Here is a 21,706-nt window from a genome sequence, read left to right as displayed (position 1 = left end):
GGCGGTCACGGGGTCACACCCCGGCCCGCTCGCCCTCCCGGGCCGGCGGGAGCACGGCCTCCGGCGACTCGTCGTGGGTGAAGTCCGGCAGCCGGTTCAGCCACTTCGGCAGATACCAGTTGCGCTCGCCGAGCAGCGCCATCACGGCCGGCAGCAGCACCCCGCGGATGATCGTCGCGTCGATGAGCACCGCGGCCGCCAGGCCCACACCCATCTGCTTCATGGACTGCATGGACAGCGTCCCGAAGATCGCGAAGACGGCGACCATGATGACGGCGGCACTGGTGACGACACCGGCCGTGGTGACCACCCCGTGCCGGATCGCGTCCTTGGTGTCCCGGCCCCGCAGCCGCGCCTCACGGATCCGCGAGACCACGAACACGTGGTAGTCCATCGAGAGCCCGAACAGGATCACGAAGAGGAACAGCGGCAGCCAGGTGATGATGGCGCCCACACCCTCCGCGCCCACCAGCGAGGCGCCCCAGCCGTGCTGGAAGACGGCGACCAGGATGCCGTAGGCCGCCGCGACCGACAGGAGGTTGAGCACGATCGAGGTGATCGCGATCGTCAGCGAGCGGAACGAGAGCAGCATCAGCAGGAAGGCGAAGACGACCACGAACGCGAAGACCGGGGCCACCGAGCCCAGCAACTGGTCACTGAAGTCGTGCGATCCGGCGACCTGTCCGGTGATCGGCGCCTGGACGCCGTCGACCTTGCCGAGCGTGTCGGGCCGCACCTTGTCGCGCAGCAGCTGAAGGCTCTTCTCCGCCTTGTCCTGGTCGGAGCCGCCCACGAGGGGCACGTACACGAAGGCGACGTTCTGCGCCTCGTGCACCTTGATGTCGACCGGGCCGAGCGAGGCGCCCGAACTGATGGCCTGTGTACGGAAGTCGGCGAGCGCGGCCTTCACGTCGGCGGCGTCGATGTCGTGCGCCTTGACGACCACCTCGGCCGGCTCGGAGCCGCCCGGGAAGGCGTCGTTGACCCGGTTGTACGTCCCCACGATCGGCAGCGAGTTGCCGAACTCCTTGTCCAGCGTCAGCTGTTGCGTCTTCATGCCGAGGGCGGGAGCGGCGATGGCCAGCAGCGCACCGGCCGCGACGACCAGCGAGACGGCGGGCTTGGCGAGCACGACCCGCAGTACCGCGCTCCAGAACCGGCTGCCCTCCTCGGCGGACCGGACGCGCTTGCCCCTGGCGCGCCGCTTGTCCGGGTGCAGGAACGGCAGGCGGCCCTTCTCGACCCGCTCGCCGAGCAGCGAGAGCAGCGCGGGCAGCACGGTGACCGAGCCGACCATGGCGACCGCCACGACCATCAGCGAGGCCAGCCCCATCGCCTCGAACTCGGCGAGCCCGGTGAAGAGCATGCCGGCCATCGCCACGCACACCGTGACACCGGAGACGACGATGGCGCGGCCACTGGTGGCGGCGGCGATCCGCAGCGCGGCACCGGCGTCCCGGCCGGCCTCGCGCTCCTCGCGCTCACGGCGCAGATAGAACAGGCAGTAGTCGACGCCGACGGCCAGACCCACCAGGAGCATCACGGAGTTGGCGGTGTCGCTCATCGGCTGGAGGTGGCTGACGATGCCCATCAGGCCCATCGTCGCCATGATCGCGGTGACCGCGAGCGCCACCGGGAGCAGCGCCGCCACCAGGGCGCCGAAGGCGATCAGCAGAATACCGAGGGCCACCGGCACCGCGGAGTACTCGGCCTTCTTGAAGTCGTCGCCGAACGCGTCGGAGAAGGTCTTCTGCATGCTGGCGCCGCCGATCTCCTCGATCCGCAGCCCCGCATGGTCCTTCTGGACGTCCTTGACGGCGTTCAGCACCGGCTCGACGCGGTCGCCCGCGGTCTCCGCGTCGCCCCGCATGTCGAACTGCACGAGCGCGCTGCGCCCGTCCCGGGAGATCGTCTTGGTGTCGTACGGGGAGGTCACGTCCGTGACCTTGCCGGTCCCCTCGACGGCCTTGACGACGGCGGTGACGGCGGCGCGGAAGTCGGCGTCCGTCGCCTTGACGCTCGCGTCCTTCCCCTGGATCAGGACGCTCTCACCGGCCGGGGCCTTGATCCCCGAGTCCTCGATGATCTTCGCGGCGGTGTGGGTCTCGCCCTTGAGCTGATCGCTCTCCTTGACGTCGACGCGGCCCGCCGCCGAGCCGAGCCCCATCGCCAGGACGACGAACAGCACCCAGATACCCACGGCGGCCCATCGGTGCCGGGCGCTCCAGCCGCCTGCCCGCGCGGCGATGCCCCGCACCCGTATGTCTCCGTTCCCCATGACGGGCCAGCCCCCTTGTGCACGGTGACAGCCCCCTGCCGTCACCTCTGCTTATGAAGGTAGGGGCCGTATAAGAACGTCTCCTCGTACTGCCCGATGAACCCCGGGACCCCCGGCTCCTCCCCGCGGACCCCGTCGCCTCCGCACTGGGGAGGACAGAGGCCCCCTACACCTATCCGGGCCTCTCGGGGATCCGGATCAGGGTGCGGCCGCCGATCGGGACCGGGGTGCGGGTGTTGATCCACCTGGGCCCGACGACCGTCCTATGGTGTGCGGATGACGACGACGTATGCGGCACTGCTGCGCGGGATCAACGTGGGCGGCAACAAAAAGGTGCCGATGGCCGAGCTCCGCACACTGCTCGGGGAACTCGGCCACGGCGACGTACAGACGTATCTCCAGAGCGGCAACGCCGTCTTCTCCGCCGACCGCGGTGACGAGGACTCCCTGGCGGCCGAGTTGGCCGAGGCAATAGAGAAGCACTTCGGCTTCGGCGTCGGCGTACTGGTCCGTGACCACGCCTATCTGAGGGCCGTACGGGAGGCGTGCCCGTTCCCGGCCGCCGAACTGGAGGCCAAGCAGCTGCACGTCACCTACTTCTCGGACGCTGTCGACCCCGAGCGCTTCGCCTCGGTCGACCCGGCGGTGTTCCTGCCGGAGGAGTTCCGCCTCGGCGACCGGGCGCTCTATCTGTACGCACCCGACGGCCTGGGACGCTCCAAGCTCGCCGAGGCCCTGTCGAGGCCGCGGCTCCTCAAGGGCATCACCGCCACCACCCGCAACTGGAACACGGTCGTCAAACTCGAGGAGCTGACCGGTGTCTGAGCACAACCCCGCCGTGGAGGCCGCCATCATGGGCGAACTGAGGCTGCTCGACGCGGAGGTCCGCCGCTCCCCGGAGCGGCTCGGAGCACTGCTCCACCCCGACTTCTACGAGTTCGGCAGCTCCGGGCGGCTGTGGGACCGCGCCTCCGTCCTCGCCGAACTGACCGGCAACGCCGCGCCCGGGTCGCGGCCCCTCACCGCCTCACGGATGAAGGGCGTCCAGCTCGCACCCGACCTGGTCCACCTCACCTTCGACACGGAGGAGGACAACGGCCGCCGGGTGCACCGGAGTTCGCTGTGGCGGCGGACGGAGGACGGCTGGCGCCTGTACTTCCACCAGGGCACACCGTTCAGGTCCGACCCAGAGTGACCTTTCGTACGCCGCCATAGGTGGTGTACGAGACGATCTCGTCCGGGACCGTCAGCCTCGGGTCCCGGTACAGGCGCCGGAGCTCCTCCTCGCTGCCGGCGGCGGCGACGGAGTCGATCAGGGCGAGCTCGTCCGCGTCGAGCGCGGCGTCGTCGAGGATCTCCGGGCCCCAGGCGTCCCAGGGCAGTAGCTCGACGCCGTTGAGGGCGGCCAGGTCGCGCAGGACGTCGGCGCGGACGAACCACAGGCCGTGATACGACAGGCCCTCGATCCCGTTGAGGTCGAACACGCCGAACCTCCGGGGGTCGGCTCCTCCCTCGCGGCACGTCCGCCAGGCGTCCGTGGCCACCAGGAACTGGTCGCGCGGCACGTCCATCGGGTCGAAGCCGACGTCGTACTCGTGGTGGACCTGCGGGTCGGCCAGCCGCCAACTGCCGTCCGGCAGGCGGTACTCGGTGACCCAGTGGTCGGCGTAGTACGCGTCGAAGTACCGGGCGAAGCCACAGCGGAGCCGGGCGGCCGTCCCCGTGGCCCGCAGCAGGGAGCAGTGCAGCAGCGCGAAGTCCCGGCACGTGCCCACGAACCGCTCCGCGGGCGCCCGCCGTTCGGTGAGCGGCGCGTCCCCGCGCTCCGCGAGGATCCGCAGCACCTCCGTCGCGTAACGCGACTCCGCGTCCTCGTGCACCCGTTCCTCGGGGATGGCGTAGTCGAAGCGCGGGCCCTCGCCCCGATGGATGATCAGATCTCTGACGACATGGGCGAGTTGCCCCGGGTCACGGGGCAGTCCGCCGAGGTCCAGGGCGTCGCCCGGATCGCTGTACGGCGTCTGTTTCAGGTACTGGTCCATGCCCGGGATCCTCGTCCTTGCCCCAGGGGCAGGGTCAACCCAGCGCCGCCATGTCCTCGGCGGTGAGCCGCACCGCGCCCGCGTCGAGGTTCTCCTCCAGATGGGCGAGGGATCCCGTGCCCGGGGTCGGGCACAGCACCGGGGAGCGGTGCAGCAGCCAGGCCAGGGCGATCTGCCCCGGTGTCGCCCCGTGCGCGGCGGCGATCCGGGCGCACTCGGGGTCGGCGGTGAGGGAGCCGTTGCCCAGCGGGAACCAGGGCAGGAAGGCGATGCCGCGCGCCTCGCACAGCTTCAGCAGCGGCTCCGATGCGCGGTCGAGCAGGTTGAAGCGGTTCTGGACCGAGGCGATGTCCGTCAACTCCAGCGCCTCTTCCAGCTGTTCGGCGGTGACGGAGTCGAGACCGATGTGCCGGATCTTGCCCTCCGCGCGCAACTCGTCGAGCGCGCCCAGCTGTTCGGCCATCGGCACGGCCGGGTCGAGCCGGTGCAACTGATACAGGTCGATCGCCTCCAGCCGCAGCCGCCGCAGACTCGCCTCGCACATCGCCCGCAACCGCCCGGGCCGCCCGTCGACGTGCCAGGCACGGTCGCCGGTGCGCACGACGCCGCCCTTGGTCGCGATCAACAGGCCCTCGGCGTACGGGTACAGGGCCTCGGCGACCAGCTTCTCGGCGATCGAGGGACCGTAGTTGTCCGCGGTGTCGACGAGGGTGACCCCGCGTCCGACGGCCCGCCGCAGCACGGCCACCGCGTCCCGGGCGTCCCCGCGCGACCCCCAGTAGCCGGGACCGGTCAACTGGGCGGTGCCGTAGCCGAGCCGCCGCACCGGCGACCGACCGCCGAGGGGGAAGCTTTCCGAAACCATTTAATGGAGGGTACACACGACTGTGCGAGGCTCGTCCCCATGCGCTACATCATCATCGGAGCGGGAGCGGTCGGCGGGGCCATCGGCGGCCGGCTGGCCGAGGCGGGCCACGAGGTGGCACTGGTCGCGCGGGGAGCGCACTACGAGGCGCTGCGCACACACGGGCTGCGGCTCATGACCTCGGAGGGGACACGTACGCACCGGCTGCCCACGGTCGACGGGCCCGCGGCGCTCGGAGAGCTGCGCCCCGACGACGTACTGGTCCTGGCGGTGAAGACGCAGGACAGCGAGGCGGCCCTGGAGGCGTGGGGCCCGGCCCCCGTGGCGGGCGGTGGCACGGCCGCCGAACGGCTGCCGCTGGTCTGCGCGCAGAACGGGGTGGAGAGCCCCCGGATCGCGCTGCGCCGCTTCCGCCGGGTGTACGGCGTCTGCGTCTGGCTGCCCGCGACCCTCGTCGAGCCGGGTGCGGTGTCGGCGGCGGGCGCCCCGCTCACCGGAATCCTGCACCTGGGCCGTCATCCGCACGGCACGGACGAGACGGCCCGCCGCATCGCCGCCGACCTGGAGAAGGCCCACTTCGAGGCACCGGTCGTGCCGGACGTGGCGCGCTGGCAGTACGCCAAGCTGCTCGGCAATCTCGCCAACGCGATCGAGGCGGTCAGCGGCGTCCTGACCAGCGAGGAGGGCCTGGCGCTCTTCGCGCGGGTGCGCGCGGAGGGCGAGGCGGTGCTGGCGGCCGCCGACATCGCGTACACCGGCGAGGAGGAGCAGAAGAAGGCCCGCGGCAACAAGATCAGGTTCGAGCCCTTCGACGGCTCCGAACGCGGCGGCGGCTCCTCCTGGCAGTCCCTCGACCGCGGCACCGGCACCATCGAGGCCGACTACCTCAACGGCGAGATCGTCCTCCTCGGCCGGCTGCACGGTGTGCCGACCCCGCTCAACGAGCTGCTCCAGCGGCTCGCGAACACCTTCGCGCGCGAGCGCAGGGCGGCGGGGTCGCTGCCGGTCGCGGAGCTCGTACGCCTGGCCGACGAGGCTGTCGCGTTTGTTCAAGAGGAGCGCGCGCCGCGTCCCTAGCGTGGAGCGCATGAGCAATCCGTACAAGAACGTGCACCCGTACATGGTGGAATGCGCCGCCGAGGCCGCCCGGGTGGCCGGCGGTGTCACGGCGGCGCAGCTGGCGGAGCCAGGTCCCACGCACTGCCCGGACTGGGACCTGCGCACCCTGGTGAACCACTGGGTCCTCTACACCTCGCACGGCCTGGAGCACCGTGCGCTGCGCAAGCAGCTCTCCGAGGAGCTGACCGGCCGCGACTTCACGGCGGATCCCGGCTGGGCGCGGGCGTACGCCGAGCAGCTCGACCGTGCCGTGGCCGCCTGGGACGACCCCGCGGTGTGGGAGGGCGAGGTCGAGCTCGGGACGGCGAAGATGCCCGCCGCCGACATCGCCTCGATGATCGTCAAGGAGATGGCGGTGCACGGCTGGGACGTCGCGACGGCCACCGGCCAGGAGCTGCGGATCTCGGACGGCGCGGCCCGGTTCGTTCTGGACGTCGTCGACACGCACGCCGACCTCTACCGCCGGTACGACGGCTTCGCCGACCCGGTGCCGGTTCCCGACGACGCACCCCTGTTCGACCGGGCCCTGGCGCACAGCGGCCGGGATCCGCGGCAGGCCCGACGTCCATCGGCTGAACAGCAGTCTGGGACATGAACGCCGCTCGGATGAATAGGTGTCCGGCAGAAGGGAGTTACGCCGTTCCTGTCGCATTCATTGACGGTGACGCGTCATAGATCCTACCTTTCTCGGCGTTGGTACAGGCTGATCCCACGGGAGGGGAACATGCCCATGCGCCGAAGAGCCGCCCTAGTCACCCTGATCTCCACGGTCCTGGCCCTCGGAATCCCGGGCGCCGTGTCCTCCGCCCAGCCCGCGACCTCCGACCTCTACGTCTCCCCGAGCGGGAACGACCATGCGAACGGCACCGCCCGCCACCCCGTACGCACCCTGGAACGCGCCCGCGACCTCGTCCGCGAGCGCGTCACGGGGATGAAGGGCGACCTGACGGTCCACCTCGCCTCGGGTACCTACCGACGGACCGCACCCCTCACCCTCGACGCCCGGGACTCGGGCACCGGCGGCCACCAGGTGATCTGGCAGGGCACCGGGAACACCGTCGTCAGCGGTGGCCGGCAGGTCCAGGGCTGGCGCCCGGTCACCGGGAGTCCGGGCCTGTGGTCCGCGCCCGCTCCCCAAGGGCTCACCGACACCCGGCAGTTGTACGTCGACGGGGTGCGCGCCCAGCGCGCCCGCGGGGCCGTGCCGGTGACCCTCACCCAGACCGCCACCGGATACACGGCGTCCTCCGACACCCTCGCGCACTGGAAGCACCCCTCCGACGCCGAGTTCGTCTACACCAGCGGCGAGTCCCTGTGGAACGTCGAGCGCAACGGCCTGGGCCAGTGGACCGAGCCGCGCTGCCGCGTCGCCGCCGCCGAGGGCACCACGATCACGATGGTCCAGCCGTGCTGGGACAACTCCAACAAGCGTGTCGAGTTCCCGGACATCCCCGGCCGCACGGTCAGCATGGTCGGGCCCGGCCACCTCACCAACGGCGGCAGGGCGACGTACATCGAGAACGCCTACGAACTCCTGGACCAGCCCGGCGAGTGGTACCTCGACCGCACCGCGCACCGGGTCTACTACCTGCCCCGCAAGGGCGAGAACCTCGCGCGCGCCGACGTCGAGGCGGCACAGGCCGAGAAGCTGATCGACGGACGGGGCACCGCCGCCGCGCCCGTCCACGACCTCGCCTTCCGCGGCCTGCAGTTCAGCTACGCCACCTGGCTCACCCCCTCGGGGCCCGAGGGCTTCTCCGAGATCCAGGCGGGCTACACCATCACCGGCGAGAAGGGCTGGGCGACCCAGGGCCTGTGCCAGTACGTCGAGGGCGGCACCTGCCCCTTCGCGTCCTGGACGAAGATGCCGGGCAACGTCTCCTTCGCCCACGGGCAGCGCATCGCGTTCGGCGACGACGTCTTCGCCCATCTCGGCGCCTCCGGCCTCGACCTGGGCATCGGCTCGAAGGACTCCACGGTCAGCGGCAGCGTCTTCACCGACATCTCCGGCAACGGACTGGAGATCGGCGGAGTGGACGGACAGACCCCCGCCTCCGGAGTCCAGGTGACGGACAATCACCTCTACGGCCTGCCCCGCGAGTTCCACGGCGGCGTGGCGATCCTCAACGGCTGGACCCAGAGCACCACGATCGCCCACAACCAGATCGACCACGTCGGCTACAGCGCCGTCTCCCTCGGCTGGGGCGGCTGGCCCGACAAGATCGGCGACCCGGCGACCCCCAACCCCAGCCACGACAACACGGTCCGCGACAACCTGATCTTCGACTACATGCAGATGCTCGACGACGGCGGCGGCATCTACACCCAGGGACTGACGGGCACCTCCCTGGCCGACGGCGAGAAGGTCACCGGCAACGTCATCCACGACCAGTGGGGCCTGGGCAAGAACGTCTACACCGACAACGGCTGCACCTACGAGACGGTCGAGGGCAACGTCCTCTACAACGCCTCCTACGCCAACGTCGCCTCCCGCCACACCGACTACCGCGACACCCTCGGCAACAACGACCCGACCCTCGTCAAGGACAACTGGTGGGAGGAGGGAACCGCCGACGGCGACAACAAGGGCCTGGTGACGACCGGCAACAAGATCATGACGGCCCCGTCCGACGTACCGTCGCAGATCATCGGCAACGCGGGACTCGAACCCGCCCATCGCGGACTGCTGAACCGCCGCGTCGGCGCCGTCTCCACCCCGGAGGCACCCTCGCGCGTCGGTACGAGCACGGCGGGCGCCGACGCCTTGTACGTCACCTTCAACCCGAGCTTCGTGGACGGCGGTTCACCGGTGACCGGCTACACGGCGCGGGCGTACGACGCGTCCGGACGCCAGATGGGCGAACAGGCCGTCGGCGCGGCAGAGTTCAAGCGCACGGCGGTCGTACGGATCGGTGGACTGCCCGCGTCGGCCGGCCCCCTCACGGTCACCGTCACCGCGAGCAACGCCCACGGCACCAGCGCCCCGTCGCTCGCCTCGCTCCCGCTGACCCCGACCACCGTGACCGCGCTGCCGGGCGCACCGACCGGCCCCAAGCTGCGTACGGCGTCCACCGCGGCCACCGTGGCCTGGACCCCGCCGACGGCGACCGGCGACGCCAGGGTCGTCGGCTACCGCGTCACAGTCTCCGACGGCCGCGCCCCGATCGACGTCACGGGCCGGGACGTGCTGGTCGGCCAGCCCTCCGCGAAGGGCATGTTCCGGGTGATCGGAGGCCTCAACCCTGCCACCTCGTACACCGTCACGATCGCGACGGTGACGGCGGCGGGCACGGGACCGGCGGCCACCGTGACGGCCACCACCAAGGCGTGAGAGTTCAGGCGCCGAGTGCCGTCAGCACCGGGACGCGTACCTCGTCGTAGCGCTCCAGCAGGACCCGCGCCACCTCCGGCGCCGGGCCCAGCACGTCGGCCAGTACGTCCGCCTCGGCGGCGCCCCGGGCGATGCGGTCCGGGAGGAAGCCGGGCGCGAGGACGTAGGGGGCGACGGCGACACGTGCGCAGCCGAGGGCGCGCAGTTCGCGCACCGCGTCCTCGGTGCGCGGAAGGGATGCGGAGGCGAACGCGGGCCGCACGGCGCACCAACCGGTGTGCCGCCACTCCCGCGCGATTTCTGCGATCACCGCGATCGCCTCCGGGTCGGTGGACCCCGCGGAGGCCAGTACGACCCCCGTCGAGGACTTGTCGGCGGGGGTCAGCCCCGCCTCGTACAGCCGGCGTTCGAGCGCCGCCGTCAGCAGCGGGGAAGGGCCGAGCACCTCTGCCTGGCGGATGCGCAGCCGCGCCGGGGCCTCCCGCAGGACCGCAGGGATGTCCGCCTTCGCGTGGAAGGCACGGGTGAGCAGGAGAGGGAGGGCGACCACATCGCGTACGCCCTCCGCCGCCAGGGACTCCAGCACCGCCGGCACCGAGGGGATGTTGAAGTCGAGGAAGCCGGTCTCCACGCGCAGGCCCGGACGCCGGGCCCGCACACGCCGTACGAGGGCGTGCACCGTCGCGGCATGACGCGGATCGCGGCTGCCGTGGGCGATGACCAGGAGGACCGGACGACTCGTCATGACGGGCTCAGCTCTTCACCAGGAGACCGCGGCTGCGCAGCACCCACCGCTCCAGCGGGCTGAAGATCAGCAGGTCGATGGCGATACCGACGAACAGGATGAGGAAGATGGCGAGGAAGACCATCGACATGGAACTGGCGGTGCGGCCGTTCTCCAGCAGCTGACCGAGGCCGATGCCCAGGTCGGGGGAGGAGGCGATGATCTCCGCCGCCATCAGGGAGCGCCAGGAGAACGCCCAGCCCTGCTTCAGACCGGCGAGATAGCCGGGCAGCGCGGCCGGCATCACGATGTGCCAGGTCCCGCGCAGGCCCGTCGCGCCCATCGTGCGGCCCGCCCGCAGGAACAGCGGCGGCACCTGGTCCACGCCCGACACCAGGCCGTTGGCGATGGAGGGGACGGCACCGAGCAGGATCACCGCGAACATCATCGAGTTGTTCAGGCCCAGCCAGATGACGGCCGGCGGCACCCAGGCCACGGAGGGCAGCGACTGGAGCCCGGAGAGGATCGGACCGATCGCGGCGCGGACGAACTTCACCCGGGCCACCAGCAGACCCAGCGGGGTACCGATCACCAGGGCGAACAGGAACCCGACCAGACCGCGCGAGACACTCGTCCAGATGTAGCCGAGCAGCGTGCCCTCGAGCCAGGCGTTCTTGACCTCGCCCCAGACGTCGGAGGGGGAGGGCAGCTTGCTCGGGTCGGTGACGACCTTGAACGAGATCAGCGCCTGCCACACCACCAGCACCAGGGCGATGGCGACGAGCGGCGGCAGTATCTTCTCGACGAAGGTCTGACGGAAGCCCGGCCGGCCCGAATGCGCGGTCGTCTCCAGGGCGTCGAGGCCCGCTTCCAGGCCCGCCATGTCGCCGCCGGTGCTGTCCTTGACGGGCTGGTCGGCCGCGTCGGCCTTCGTCTCAGTGCTGGCCATGGCGGCGGATCTCCCCACGCAGTTGTTCGGTGATCTCGACGGACAGCTCCGCCACGGCCGCGTCCTCGATGCGACGCGGCTGCGGGATGTCGACCCGCCACTCGTGGGCCACCCGGCCGGGGCGCGAGGACAGCAGGACGACCCGCTCGGCCAGCCGCACCGCCTCACGCACGTTGTGGGTGACGAAGAGGACGGACAGCTGGGTCTCGCGCCAGATCCGGGTCAGTTCGTCGTGCAGGACGTCCCGTGTGATGGCGTCCAGCGCCGCGAACGGCTCGTCCATCAGCAGGATCTGGCTGTCCTGGGCGAGCGCGCGGGCCAGCGCGACGCGCTGGCGCATACCGCCGGACAGCTCGTGCACCCGCTTCCCGTACGCGCCCTTCAGCCGGACGAGTTCGAGCAGCTCCTCCGCACGGTCGCGGCGCTCGGACTTCGCGACGCCGCGCAGCCGAAGGGCGAGCTCGATGTTCTTGCCCGCGGTCAGCCACGGGAAGAGGGCGTGCTCCTGGAACATCAGGGCCGGACGCCCGTTGGTCGTGATGTTGCCCGCGGTCGGGGCGTCGAGGCCCGCGACCAGGTTGAGCAGCGTCGACTTTCCACACCCCGAGGCCCCCAGGAGGGTGACGAACTCGCCCGGCGCGACATCGAGGGTGATGTCGTCGAGGACGAGCTGGGGCCCCGCCGGTCCGGCGAAGGACTTCGAGACATGCTCGATCCGGGCGGCGTGCTCCACCACTTCGGCGCCGTCGGCGGCCTTGGCGAGGGTCGTGGCCATGGTCGTCACCTCCTGGGAACTCATCGGTGTGGGTCCTTACTTGACGCCGAGACCGGCGTCGGCGACCGTGCTCTCGCCCGCGGCCCCCAGGACCTTGTTCAGGAGCGTGAGGTCGTAGATCCCGTTCAGGTCCGGCTTCTCCAGCAGGCCCGCCTTGACCGCGTGATCCGCCTCGGTGCTGAGGGTGGAGGCCAGCGGGTCATTGGTGATCTGGATGGACTTCCAGGCCGGGTCGAGCACGTTCGCCGGGAGCTCCTTGCCGGAGTCGACCTTCAGCTGGGCGTTGGCCGCGGCCTTCGCCTGGTCGGGGTTGGCGTTGATCCACTTGTTGGTGTCGACCGAGCCCTTCAGCACGGCCTCGACGACCTTCGGGTGCTCCTTGAGGAACTTCTGCGACACGATGATGTTCGTGATCACGAACTTCTTGTCGGGCCACAGCGAGGCCTCGTCGAGCAGGACCTTGCCGCCCTCGGCCACCAGCTTGGACGCGGTCGGCTCCGGCACCCAGGCGCCGTCGATGGAGCCGGACTTGTAGGCGTCCGGGGTGATCTTGTTGTCCGTACGGACGACCGAGACGTCGCCCTTGCCGCTCTGCGCGTCGACCTTCCAGCCCTGGTCCGCGATCCAGTTGAGGAACGCCACGTCCTGGGTGTTGCCGAGCTGCGGGGTCGCGATCTTCTTGCCCTTGACGTCCTTCAGGGACTTGATCTTCTTCGGGTTCACCACGAGCTTCACGCCACCGGACGCCGAGCCGCCGATGATGCGCAGGCTCTTGCCCTGGGACTTGGTGAAGCCGTTGATCGCCGGCGAGGGGCCGATCCAACCGATGTCGATCGAGCCCGAGTTCAGGGCCTCGATCTCGGAGGGGCCCGCGTTGAAGATGGAGTACTCCGCCTTCGTGCCGCCCAGCGCCTTCTGGAAGAGGCCTTCCTGGCGGCCGACCAGCGCGGTCGCGTGCGTGAGGTTGCCGAAGTAGCCGATCTTCACGGTGTCGACACCGTCGATCTTCGAGGAACCGGCGGCGACCTTCTCCTTCGAGGACGAGGAGTCCTTGGAGTCGGAGCCGTAGCTGCACGCGGCGAGCGCGAGCAGGGGGAGTGCGACGGCGGCGGCTATGCCACGGCGTACAAGGTTCGAGCGGATGGCAGGCACGGGAGGTGTTCCTCTCGTTGGCCCGGCGGTCACGTTTTCAGGTCGTGGCCGGGAGGTCGGCAGGTCTTCGTCGTCGCATCCGGGACGTCGGGTGGGGGGACAGGGCGCGCAGGCAGTGCGCGTACGTCATTCCGCACATCGCGCCACTCCGCCCTGCCCGCTGCCGAGGGCGCCGCTGCCGACGCGGCCGCCCTCCTTGGCGAACGTGGAGTAGAAGTCGGTGGACGTCATGTCAGAAGTCCCACCCGTCGTCGTCGCCCTCGTCCTTGACCGGCTGCGGCGCGGCGAACGACTCGCCGACCATGCCCGCGGTCAGCGTGGTGCCGTCCGCCGGGTCGATGAGGATGAACGCGCCGGTGCGCCGGGAGTCGGCGTACGAGTCGAGCGGAAGCGGTTCGGCGGCACGGATCTTGACGCGGCCTATGTCGTTGGCGACCAGCTGACCCGGGTGCGGGTGCAGCGACAGGTCGTCGAGCGTCAGGCGGGACGGGATGTCCTTGACGATCGCCTTCACCGTGCGGGTGCCGTGCTTGAGCAGCACCCGGTGGCCGACGGTGAGCGGCTGGTCGGCCACGTGGCAGATGGTCGCCTCGACGTCCTGCGTGGTCGGGGGCGCGTCCTTGCTCGGCACGATCAGGTCGCCGCGCGAGACGTCGATGTCGTCCTCCAGCAGGAGGGTCACCGACTGCGGGGTCCACGCCACGTCGACCGGCTTGCCCAGCAGATCGATCCCGGCGACCTTCGTGGTGCGCCCGGAGGGCAGCACGGTCACGCTCTCGCCGACCCGGAAGCTACCGGCGGCGATCTGGCCGGCGTACCCCCGGTAGTCGGGGTGCTCGGCGGTCTGCGGGCGGATCACGTACTGCACGGGCAGACGGGCGTGGCAGTGCCCCAGGTCGTGGCTGACCGGGACCGTCTCCAGGTGTTCCAGGACCGTCGGGCCGCCGTACCAGTCCATGTTCGCGGAGGCGTCCACCACGTTGTCACCGGCGAGCGCCGAGATCGGGATCGCGGTGATCTCGGGAACGCCCAGCTCGGAGGCGTACGCCGTGAACTCCTCGGCGATCGCCGCGAAGACGGACTCCTTGTACTCGACGAGGTCCATCTTGTTGACGGCGAGGACCACGTGCGGGACACGCAGCAGCGCGGCGACGGCCGCGTGCCGGCGGGTCTGCTCGATGACGCCGTTGCGGGCGTCGACGAGGACGACGGCCAGGTCGGCGGTCGAGGCGCCGGTGACCATGTTCCGGGTGTACTGCACATGCCCGGGGGTATCGGCGAGGATGAACCGGCGGCGCGCCGTCGCGAAGTAGCGGTAGGCGACGTCGATGGTGATGCCCTGCTCGCGTTCGGCGCGCAGGCCGTCGGTGAGGAGGGCGAGGTCGGGGGCGTCCTGGCCACGGCTCGCCGAGACGCGCTCCACAGCCTCCAGCTGGTCCGTCAGGACCGACTTGGAGTCGTGCAGCAGTCGTCCGACCAGCGTGGACTTGCCGTCGTCGACGGAACCGGCGGTCGCGAAGCGCAGGAGCGTGGTCGCCGACAACTGCTCGACCGACAGCGGCTCGGTGGGTTCGGTGGTGCTGGTCATGTCTAGAAGTACCCCTCGCGCTTGCGGTCTTCCATCGCGGCCTCGGACATCTTGTCGTCGGCGCGGGTGGCGCCCCGCTCGGTGAGCCGGGAGGCGGCGATCTCGGTGATCACGGCGTCCAGCGTGGTCGCTTCGGAGTCGACGGCGCCCGTGCAGGACATGTCGCCGACGGTCCGGTAGCGGACGAGCCGCTTCTCGACCGTCTCGCCGTCCTTCGGGCCGCCCCACTCACCGGCGGTCAGCCACATGTTCGACCGCTGGAAGACCTCGCGCTCGTGCGCGAAGTAGATCTCGGGCAGTTCGATGCCTTCGCGGGCGATGTACTGCCAGACGTCCAGCTCGGTCCAGTTGGAGAGGGGGAAGACGCGGACGTGTTCGCCGGGTGCGTGGCGGCCGTTGTAGAGCTGCCACAGTTCGGGGCGCTGGCGTCGGGGGTCCCACTGGGAGAACTCGTCGCGCAGCGAGAACACGCGTTCTTTCGCGCGGGCCTTTTCCTCGTCGCGGCGTCCGCCGCCGAAGACGGCGTCGAAGCGTTCGGACTGGATCTTCTCGGTGAGGGGCACGGTCTGCAGGGGGTTGCGGGTGCCGTCGGGGCGTTCGCGCAGGACTCCGCGGTCGATGTAGTCCTGTACGGAGGCGATGTGCAGCCGCAGTCCGTGCTCTTCGACGGTCCGGTCGCGGTAGGCGAGGACTTCGGGGAAGTTGTGTCCGGTGTCGACGTGCAGCAGGGTGAAGGGGATCGCGGCGGGGGCGAAGGCCTTCAGGGCGAGGTGCAGCATGACGATGGAGTCCTTGCCGCCGGAGAAGAGGATCACCGGCCGTTCGAACTCGCCCGCGACCTCACGGAAGATGTGGACGGCCTCGGACTCCAGGGCGTCCAGGTGCGAGAGCGCGTACGGGCTGCTGTCCGTCTCCTCGGAGACACTGGCGACGGTCGTCATGCGAGACCCCTTTCGGTGAGCAGCGCATGGAGCGCGGCCGCGGACTCCTGCACGGACTGGGTGTGCGACTCGATGCGCAGATCGGGCGACGCGGGCTCCTCGTACGGGTCGTCGACGCCGGTCAGCCCCGAGATCTCTCCCGCGGCCTGCTTGGCGTACAGCCCCTTCACATCGCGTACGGAGCAGACCTCGACCGGCGTCGCCACGTGCACCTCCAGGTACGGGGTACCGCCGCTCTGGTGACGCTCCCGGACCGCCTCGCGGCTGTCGGCGTACGGCGCGATCACCGGGACGAGCGCCTTGACGCCGTTGCGGGAGAGCAGCTCGGCGAGGAAACCGATCCGCCGCACGTTCGTGTCGCGGTCCGCGCGTGAGAAGCCGAGGCCCGACGAGAGGAACTCGCGGATCTCGTCGCCGTCGAGCACCTCGACGCGGTGGCCCTCGTCGCGCAGCCGGCCGGCCAGCTCGTACGCGATGGTGGTCTTGCCGGCGCTCGGCAGACCCGTGAGCCAGATGGTGGCTCCGGTCGTCACTTGCTGCTCCTGGGAGATCTGGGTGGTCGTGGTCATCCGTGCAGCCCGCACTCGGTCTTGGACCGTCCGGCCCAGCGTCCGGCGCGGGCGTCCTCGCCCTCCAGCACACGACGGGTGCAGGGCGCGCAGCCGACGGAGGCGTAGCCGTCCATCAGCAGCGGGTTGGTGAGGACGCCGTGCTCGGCGACGTACGCGTCCACGTCGTCCTGCGTCCAGCGGGCGATCGGCGAGATCTTGACCTTCTGCCGCTTCTCGTCCCAGCCGACGACCGGGGTGTTGGCCCGGGTCGGGGACTCGTCGCGGCGCAGTCCGGTCGCCCAGGCGTCGTACCTGGTCAGGCCCTCTTCCAGGGGCTTGACCTTGCGCAGGGCGCAGCACAGGTCGGGGTCGCGGTCGTGCAGCTTGGGTCCGTACTCGGCGTCCTGCTCGGCGACGGTCCGACGCGGGGTGAGGGTGATGACGTTGACGTCCATCACGGCCTCGACCGCGTCCCGGGTGCCGATGGTCTCGGGGAAGTGGTAGCCGGTGTCGAGGAAGACGACGTCGACCCCTGGCTGGGCGCGGGAGGCCAGGTGGGCGACGACCGCGTCCTCCATGGAGGAGGTCACGCAGAACGTCTTGCCGAAGGTCTCGACGGCCCACTGGAGGATCTCCAGGGCCGAGGCGTCCTCGAGGTCGCGCCCCGCCTGCTCGGCGAGGCGCTTCAGGTCCTCGGCCGTACGGCCTTCCTGACCTTCCCGATCTTTCTGAATGGTCGTCATGTCTCGTCCCCTCCACCTTCGTTGCGCTGAACCCCACGGGCGAGCAGCCCGAGGAACTTCAACTGGAAGGCCCGGTTGCACGCCGCGCATTCCCACGCCCCGTGGCCCTGCTCGCTCGGACGGAGGTCTTCGTCGCCGCAGTAGGGGCAGTAGAAGGGAGCCGCTCGCTCGCTCACGACAGCGACTCCTCGCTCGCACGGGCGGCCCAGGTGGCGAAGCGCTCGTCGTCCTCGCGCTCCGCCTGGAAGCGCTTGAGGACCCGCTCGATGTAGTCGGGCAGTTCGTCCGAGGTGACCTTCAGGCCACGGACCTTGCGGCCGAAGCCGGCCTCCAGGCCGAGCGCGCCGCCCAGGTGCACCTGGAAGCCCTCGACCTGCTCACCCTGGTCGTTCAGGACCAGCTGGCCCTTGAGACCGATGTCCGCGACCTGGATACGGGCGCAGGCGTTCGGGCAGCCGTTGATGTTGATGGTGATGGGCTCTTCGAACTCGGGGATGCGGCGCTCGAGTTCGTCGATCAGGGAAGCACCGCGCGCCTTGGTCTCGACGATCGCGAGCTTGCAGTACTCGATGCCGGTGCAGGCCATCGTGCCGCGTCGGAAGGTGGAGGGCCTGACGGTCAGGTCAAGGGCTTCGAGGCCCTCCACCAGCGAGTCGACCTGGTCCTGCGTCACGTCGAGCACGACCATCTTCTGCTCGACGGTGGTGCGCAGCCGGCCCGAGCCGTGCGCCGCGGCCAGCTCGGCGATCTTCGTGAGGGTGGTGCCGTCCACGCGGCCGACGCGCGGCGCGAAGCCGACGTAGAAGCGGCCGTCCTGCTGGCGGTGCACACCGACGTGGTCGCGCCAGCGGGCGACCGGCTGCTCGGGGGCCGGGCCGTCGACGAGCTTCCGCTCGAGGTACTCGTCCTCCAGGATCTGGCGGAACTTCTCCACGCCCCAGTCGGCGACCAGGAACTTCAGACGGGCGCGGGTGCGCAGCCGCCGGTAGCCGTAGTCGCGGAAGATCGAGATGACGCCCTCGTAGACGTCCGGGACCTCGTCCAGCGGGACCCAGGCGCCGAGGCGCTGGCCGATCTTCGGGTTGGTGGAGAGGCCACCGCCTACCCAGAGGTCGAAGCCGGGGCCGTGCTCCGGGTGGTTCACGCCGACGAAGGCGATGTCGTTGATCTCGTGCGCCACGTCGAGCAGCGGCGAGCCGGAGATCGCGGACTTGAACTTGCGGGGCAGGTTCGAGAAGTCCTTGTTGCCGATGATCCGGCGGTGGATCTCGTCGATGGCCGGGGTGCCGTCGATGATCTCGTCCTCGGCGATGCCGGCGACGGGCGAGCCGAGGATGACGCGGGGCGTGTCACCGCAGGCCTCGGTGGTGGACAGCCCGACGGCTTCGAGCCGGTTCCAGATCTCGGGGACGTCCTCGATACGGATCCAGTGGTACTGCACGTTCTGGCGGTCGGTGAGGTCGGCGGTGCCGCGCGCGAACTCCTGCGAGATCTCGCCGATGACGCGCAGTTGTTCGGTGGTCAGCCGGCCGCCGTCGATGCGGACGCGCAGCATGAAGTACTTGTCGTCCAGCTCCTCCGGCTCCAGGATCGCGGTCTTGCCGCCGTCGATCCCGGGCTTGCGCTGGGTGTACAGCCCCCACCAGCGCATACGTCCACGAAGGTCGTTGGGGTCGATCGAGTCGAAGCCGCGCTTCGAGTAGATCGTCTCAATGCGTGTCCGCACATTGAGACCGTCGTCGTCCTTCTTGAACTGTTCGTTTCCGTTGAGCGGGGTGAAGTGACCCACGGCCCACTGACCCTCGCCGCGGTGACGACTCACCTTGCGGCGGGGCGCGGCGGCGGGATTCTGCGGGGTGGCGGCCATGGTTGATACGTCCTTCGGGACTGCGGGACAGGAAGGAGAGCGGCTCTCAACTGCGCATATGGGCGCATACGGAAAGTACGCGCGCGTCATTGCGCAGAGGGAGGCAAAAGGGAGAATGTCGGCTGGGCCGGGGCTGTCAGCTCGCCGGACAGATGGCGCTGGACATGCGGCCGAGGTCGACGTGCCGCCGACTCACCAAGGCAATTCCAGTTCCAGACATGACGGAAGCGTGTCACGGGGATCTCGGGCCAGTCCACCGTCATCCATCATGTGGACACCCTTGTCCCGAATGGCGAGACAAAGGTGTTGTCGGTCACACGGCTGGGCAGGAATGGACGATCCGGCGGCCCGGTGACCGCCTGATGGCAGGCCGAGGGTCGGTCCGGGGCAGGTCAGACCGCTCGCGCGCCCGGCCAGGGCCCGGGCGTGGCGACCTCCGGCTCCTCCTCCACCTTGGTGTCGAAGAGCTTGAAGCCGCGGCGCAGGTAGTTGTCCATCGCGTGCTCCCCGTCCTTGCTGCATGTATGCAGCCAGACACGCTTCGTCTCGGGCCGTCCCGGCCAGCGCTCCGCCAGGTCCCAGGCTCGCGCCACCCCGTACGAGAGCAGGTGCCCGCCGATCCGGCGGCCCCGGAAGGCGGGTATCAGTCCGAAGTACATGACCTCGACGACGCCGTCGTCCTGCGGGTCCAGCTCGACATAGCCCGCGGGGGTTCCCCGGTCGTAGGCGACCCAGGTCTCCACGCCGGGGCGGTCCAGGATCTCCTGCCACTGTGCGTACGTCCAGCTCAGGCGGTCGGTCCAGCGGACGTCTCCGCCCACGGAGGCGTACAGGAAGCGGTTGAACTCGGGGGAGGGGACTTCGGAGCGCACGATCCGGACGTCGCCGTCGGGGGTGATCGCGGGGAGCAGGTCGCTCGACGCGGTCTGCTCCAGGGACCAGGTGGTCACAGTGACGTTGCTCATGGGGGCCAGGGAACCACGGGGTTGCGCTGCGCTCCAAAGCGGGACCGAGGATTTCGCCCCCGCCGCCCCTACCCGTCCCATCCCTGAGGGCTCCGCCCCCAGACCCCCCGCGTGTGTTCTTCGGCTGCGGGCCGGTAGGGGCTGGTCGCGCAGTTCCCCGCGCCCCTGAGGCCGGGGCTGCGCCCCGGATCCCCCGTCCGGCCGATTCGTTTGGCTGCGGGCCGGTGGGGGTTGGTCGCGCGGTTCCCCGCGCGCCTGAAGGGGCGCTGCGCGCATCTTCAGCCCGTCCGGCGTTTGAGGACGAGGCCGTTCAGGCCGATCGGGGGTTTGGGGGCGGAGCCCCCAAGTCGGGATGGGACGGGTAGGGGCGGCGGGGGCGGAGAACCCCCCCCGGGTCCCTCCCAGTTCTCTCCTAGCCCAGGGACTTGTCCACCTTGGTCAAGGGGACCGCGTACAGGACGCGCTCCGGTGTCGTGTCCGGGGCGGCGCCGGTGAGGGTCCACAGTTCGCCGGTCTCCTGCCAGTAGGACAGGGAGGCGGTGTGCTGGCCCCAACAGGCGTAGGACTGGTCACCGGTGCACTGGACCGCCTCGGCGGCATGACCGCTCTGCCGCCACAGCGTGCCGTGCCGGCCACCGCTGGCGGGCGCGTGGCCGACGTACCAGTCGGCCCTGCGCGCCCCGGCCGGCGTATGGGAGAGGACACCCGAGAGCCCGGAGGCCTTGGTCGTGTAGGCCTCGCGCGCGTCGACCCGCCCCAGGGAGTCGCTGCCGAGCAACCCCGCCCGGTCGGCGACGGTGCTGTACGAGTACCGCCAGATCCGGGTCCGCTCCGTGCCGTCGGCCGGCGCCGCCTCGGTGGCGACCAGGCTGTCCGGCGTCGAGGTGCGGTCCAGCGACAGGGAACCGAAACAGGGGTTCGCCCGGGCCTCGCCCGAGCCGCACGTGCCGCCCGCCGGGCTGTACGAGCCGACGGCCGGCAGCACGTACTGGTAGCCGTGCGCGGAGTAGCCGCCGCGCACCTTGCCGATCGCCCCGCTGTCCACGCCCGCCTTCAGGAGGTGGTGCAGGTCGAAGACGAGCAGGGAGTCGTCCTGCCCCGCGCCGTTCTGCGCGGTGACGATCAGCTTGCCCTGGTACCAGACCATGCCGCCCAGCCGGGAGCGGACCGCGCCGAAGTCCCTGCCGCCGTCGCGCGGCGCGACCAGCAGCACCCAGCGGTACCTGAGCGCCGCCGGGTCGCTCGCGTCGATGAAGGCGACCCGGGCCAGACCCCGGTCGGTGGCGGAGGCGCCCGCGGCCCGGTCGTCGTGGTTCCAGCCCGCCAGGATGACCCGCCGGTCGCCCCACCGGCCGTCCTGGTCGGCGTCACCGGAGGTGGTGACGGAGGCGGGCGCCCACTGCTGGGTCCGCGCGTCGTCCGGGGCCCAGCAGTACGCACGGGTGGCGACCGGTTCGAGCGGCAGCGCGGCCCGCTCGGTCCCGGAACAGTCGGCCTCGTCGCGCATCGTGTGGTCGGCGCTCGCCAGCACGCCGGAGACCCCGACGTTCCCGCCCATGTTCCGGCTGAGCGTGCTGAGAGTGTCCCCGGCCACCAGGTTCTCGTGCAGCTGGAGCCTGCTGGTCTCGGCGGCCGAGGTGAGCGGGGTCAGCGCGCCCGGACTGTTGCTGCCCGTGGCCTGGGAGGTGCTGATCAGCGTGGCGGCCGCGGTGAGCGCGAGGGCGGTTCCGGCCAGTGTGGCGCGCAGCGCCTGTCCCCTTCGCCTACGACGGTGCCTGCCGCGGTGCATCATGCGTCCTCCCGAGGAAGGCCAACT

General features: G+C 70.5%; 21 protein-coding genes. 5 read left to right on the top strand and 16 right to left on the bottom strand.

The genetic code is table 11. The features are described 5' to 3' along the window. Positions 1-13 precede the first annotated feature (13 nt). Positions 14-2,278 carry an MMPL family transporter gene (locus tag AQJ27_RS31265; protein WP_067375830.1) on the bottom strand — a complete coding sequence of 755 codons (2,265 nt, stop codon included), beginning with the start codon at positions 2,276-2,278 and terminating at the stop codon, positions 14-16. A 276-nt stretch (positions 2,279-2,554) separates the two neighbouring features. Between AQJ27_RS31265 and AQJ27_RS31260 the strand changes: the two genes are divergently transcribed. Both AQJ27_RS31260 and AQJ27_RS31255 read left to right on the top strand, forming a co-directional pair. Next, positions 2,555-3,103 (top strand): DUF1697 domain-containing protein, encoded by a 549-nt coding sequence (locus AQJ27_RS31260; RefSeq protein ID WP_067375828.1) that lies wholly within the window; start codon positions 2,555-2,557, stop codon positions 3,101-3,103. Then, positions 3,096-3,473 carry a nuclear transport factor 2 family protein gene (locus tag AQJ27_RS31255; RefSeq protein ID WP_067375826.1) on the top strand — a complete coding sequence of 126 codons (378 nt, stop codon included), beginning with the start codon at positions 3,096-3,098 and terminating at the stop codon, positions 3,471-3,473. The genes AQJ27_RS31260 and AQJ27_RS31255 overlap by 8 nt, the downstream gene beginning before the upstream one ends. Here AQJ27_RS31255 and AQJ27_RS31250 read toward each other — a convergent pair. Next, on the bottom strand, positions 3,454-4,320 hold the full coding sequence (locus tag AQJ27_RS31250) for a transglutaminase-like domain-containing protein (RefSeq protein ID WP_067375824.1): 867 nt from the start codon (positions 4,318-4,320) through the stop codon (positions 3,454-3,456). The genes AQJ27_RS31255 and AQJ27_RS31250 overlap by 20 nt on opposite strands. Positions 4,321-4,354: 34 nt before the next feature. Continuing rightward, positions 4,355-5,185, bottom strand: a complete 831-nt coding sequence (locus tag AQJ27_RS31245; RefSeq protein WP_067375822.1) for an aldo/keto reductase — start codon at positions 5,183-5,185, stop codon at positions 4,355-4,357. Between the two features lie 39 nt (positions 5,186-5,224). Between AQJ27_RS31245 and AQJ27_RS31240 the strand changes: the two genes are divergently transcribed. From AQJ27_RS31240 to AQJ27_RS31230, 3 genes are all read left to right on the top strand, one after another. Next, a complete protein-coding gene (locus AQJ27_RS31240; protein ID WP_067375820.1) occupies positions 5,225-6,262 on the top strand; it encodes a ketopantoate reductase family protein in 1,038 nt (345 codons plus the stop codon). 10 nt (positions 6,263-6,272) lie between these two features. Then, the gene (locus AQJ27_RS31235) at positions 6,273-6,899 is read left to right on the top strand and encodes a TIGR03086 family metal-binding protein (RefSeq protein WP_067376003.1); all 627 of its coding nucleotides are present in this window, start codon (positions 6,273-6,275) and stop codon (positions 6,897-6,899) included. Between the two features lie 135 nt (positions 6,900-7,034). After that, a complete protein-coding gene (locus AQJ27_RS31230) occupies positions 7,035-9,635 on the top strand; it encodes a fibronectin type III domain-containing protein (protein ID WP_235613800.1) in 2,601 nt (866 codons plus the stop codon). 4 nt (positions 9,636-9,639) lie between these two features. On the opposite strand, the gene AQJ27_RS31225 is transcribed toward AQJ27_RS31230, so the two are convergent. From AQJ27_RS31225 to AQJ27_RS31170, 13 genes are all read right to left on the bottom strand, one after another. Beyond that, positions 9,640-10,380 carry a sirohydrochlorin chelatase gene (locus AQJ27_RS31225; protein ID WP_067375817.1) on the bottom strand — a complete coding sequence of 247 codons (741 nt, stop codon included), beginning with the start codon at positions 10,378-10,380 and terminating at the stop codon, positions 9,640-9,642. 7 nt (positions 10,381-10,387) lie between these two features. Beyond that, the gene (locus AQJ27_RS31220; protein ID WP_067375815.1) at positions 10,388-11,308 is read right to left on the bottom strand and encodes an ABC transporter permease; all 921 of its coding nucleotides are present in this window, start codon (positions 11,306-11,308) and stop codon (positions 10,388-10,390) included. Beyond that, complete coding sequence (locus AQJ27_RS31215; RefSeq protein ID WP_067376000.1) at positions 11,295-12,083, bottom strand: ABC transporter ATP-binding protein; 789 nt, start codon at positions 12,081-12,083, stop codon at positions 11,295-11,297. The genes AQJ27_RS31220 and AQJ27_RS31215 overlap by 14 nt, the downstream gene beginning before the upstream one ends. A 36-nt stretch (positions 12,084-12,119) precedes the next feature. After that, positions 12,120-13,235 carry an aliphatic sulfonate ABC transporter substrate-binding protein gene (locus AQJ27_RS31210; RefSeq protein WP_067375813.1) on the bottom strand — a complete coding sequence of 372 codons (1,116 nt, stop codon included), beginning with the start codon at positions 13,233-13,235 and terminating at the stop codon, positions 12,120-12,122. Positions 13,236-13,467: 232 nt separating this feature from the next. Then, positions 13,468-14,823 carry a sulfate adenylyltransferase subunit 1 gene (locus tag AQJ27_RS31205; protein WP_067375812.1) on the bottom strand — a complete coding sequence of 452 codons (1,356 nt, stop codon included), beginning with the start codon at positions 14,821-14,823 and terminating at the stop codon, positions 13,468-13,470. A gap of 2 nt (positions 14,824-14,825) precedes the next feature. After that, on the bottom strand, positions 14,826-15,764 hold the full coding sequence (gene cysD, locus AQJ27_RS31200) for a sulfate adenylyltransferase subunit CysD (protein WP_067375810.1): 939 nt from the start codon (positions 15,762-15,764) through the stop codon (positions 14,826-14,828). After that, entirely contained in the window at positions 15,761-16,333 is a 573-nt protein-coding gene (cysC, locus tag AQJ27_RS31195; protein WP_067375809.1) for an adenylyl-sulfate kinase, read from the bottom strand. The genes cysD and cysC overlap by 4 nt, the downstream gene beginning before the upstream one ends. Then, the gene (locus tag AQJ27_RS31190; RefSeq protein ID WP_067375807.1) at positions 16,330-17,058 is read right to left on the bottom strand and encodes a phosphoadenylyl-sulfate reductase; all 729 of its coding nucleotides are present in this window, start codon (positions 17,056-17,058) and stop codon (positions 16,330-16,332) included. The genes cysC and AQJ27_RS31190 overlap by 4 nt, the downstream gene beginning before the upstream one ends. Continuing rightward, positions 17,055-17,234 carry a hypothetical protein gene (locus AQJ27_RS31185; protein WP_067375804.1) on the bottom strand — a complete coding sequence of 60 codons (180 nt, stop codon included), beginning with the start codon at positions 17,232-17,234 and terminating at the stop codon, positions 17,055-17,057. The genes AQJ27_RS31190 and AQJ27_RS31185 overlap by 4 nt, the downstream gene beginning before the upstream one ends. Then, a complete protein-coding gene (locus AQJ27_RS31180; protein ID WP_067375802.1) occupies positions 17,231-18,925 on the bottom strand; it encodes a nitrite/sulfite reductase in 1,695 nt (564 codons plus the stop codon). Before AQJ27_RS31180 ends, AQJ27_RS31185 begins: the two co-directional genes overlap by 4 nt. 136 nt (positions 18,926-19,061) lie before the next feature. Then, positions 19,062-19,145, bottom strand: coding sequence for a putative leader peptide (locus tag AQJ27_RS60525; RefSeq protein ID WP_309486338.1), 84 nt, complete (start codon positions 19,143-19,145; stop codon positions 19,062-19,064). Between the two features lie 172 nt (positions 19,146-19,317). After that, a complete protein-coding gene (locus tag AQJ27_RS31175; RefSeq protein ID WP_067375800.1) occupies positions 19,318-19,890 on the bottom strand; it encodes a GNAT family N-acetyltransferase in 573 nt (190 codons plus the stop codon). A 412-nt stretch (positions 19,891-20,302) separates the two neighbouring features. After that, complete coding sequence (locus AQJ27_RS31170) at positions 20,303-21,682, bottom strand: hypothetical protein (protein WP_067375798.1); 1,380 nt, start codon at positions 21,680-21,682, stop codon at positions 20,303-20,305. Positions 21,683-21,706: the final 24 nt, after the last annotated feature.

The organism is Streptomyces olivochromogenes (genome assembly GCF_001514115.1).
Taxonomy (GTDB): Bacteria; Actinomycetota; Actinomycetes; order Streptomycetales; family Streptomycetaceae; genus Streptomyces; species Streptomyces olivochromogenes.
Note: the sequence above shows the minus strand (reverse complement) of the source record. Positions and strands in the feature narration are given on the sequence as shown.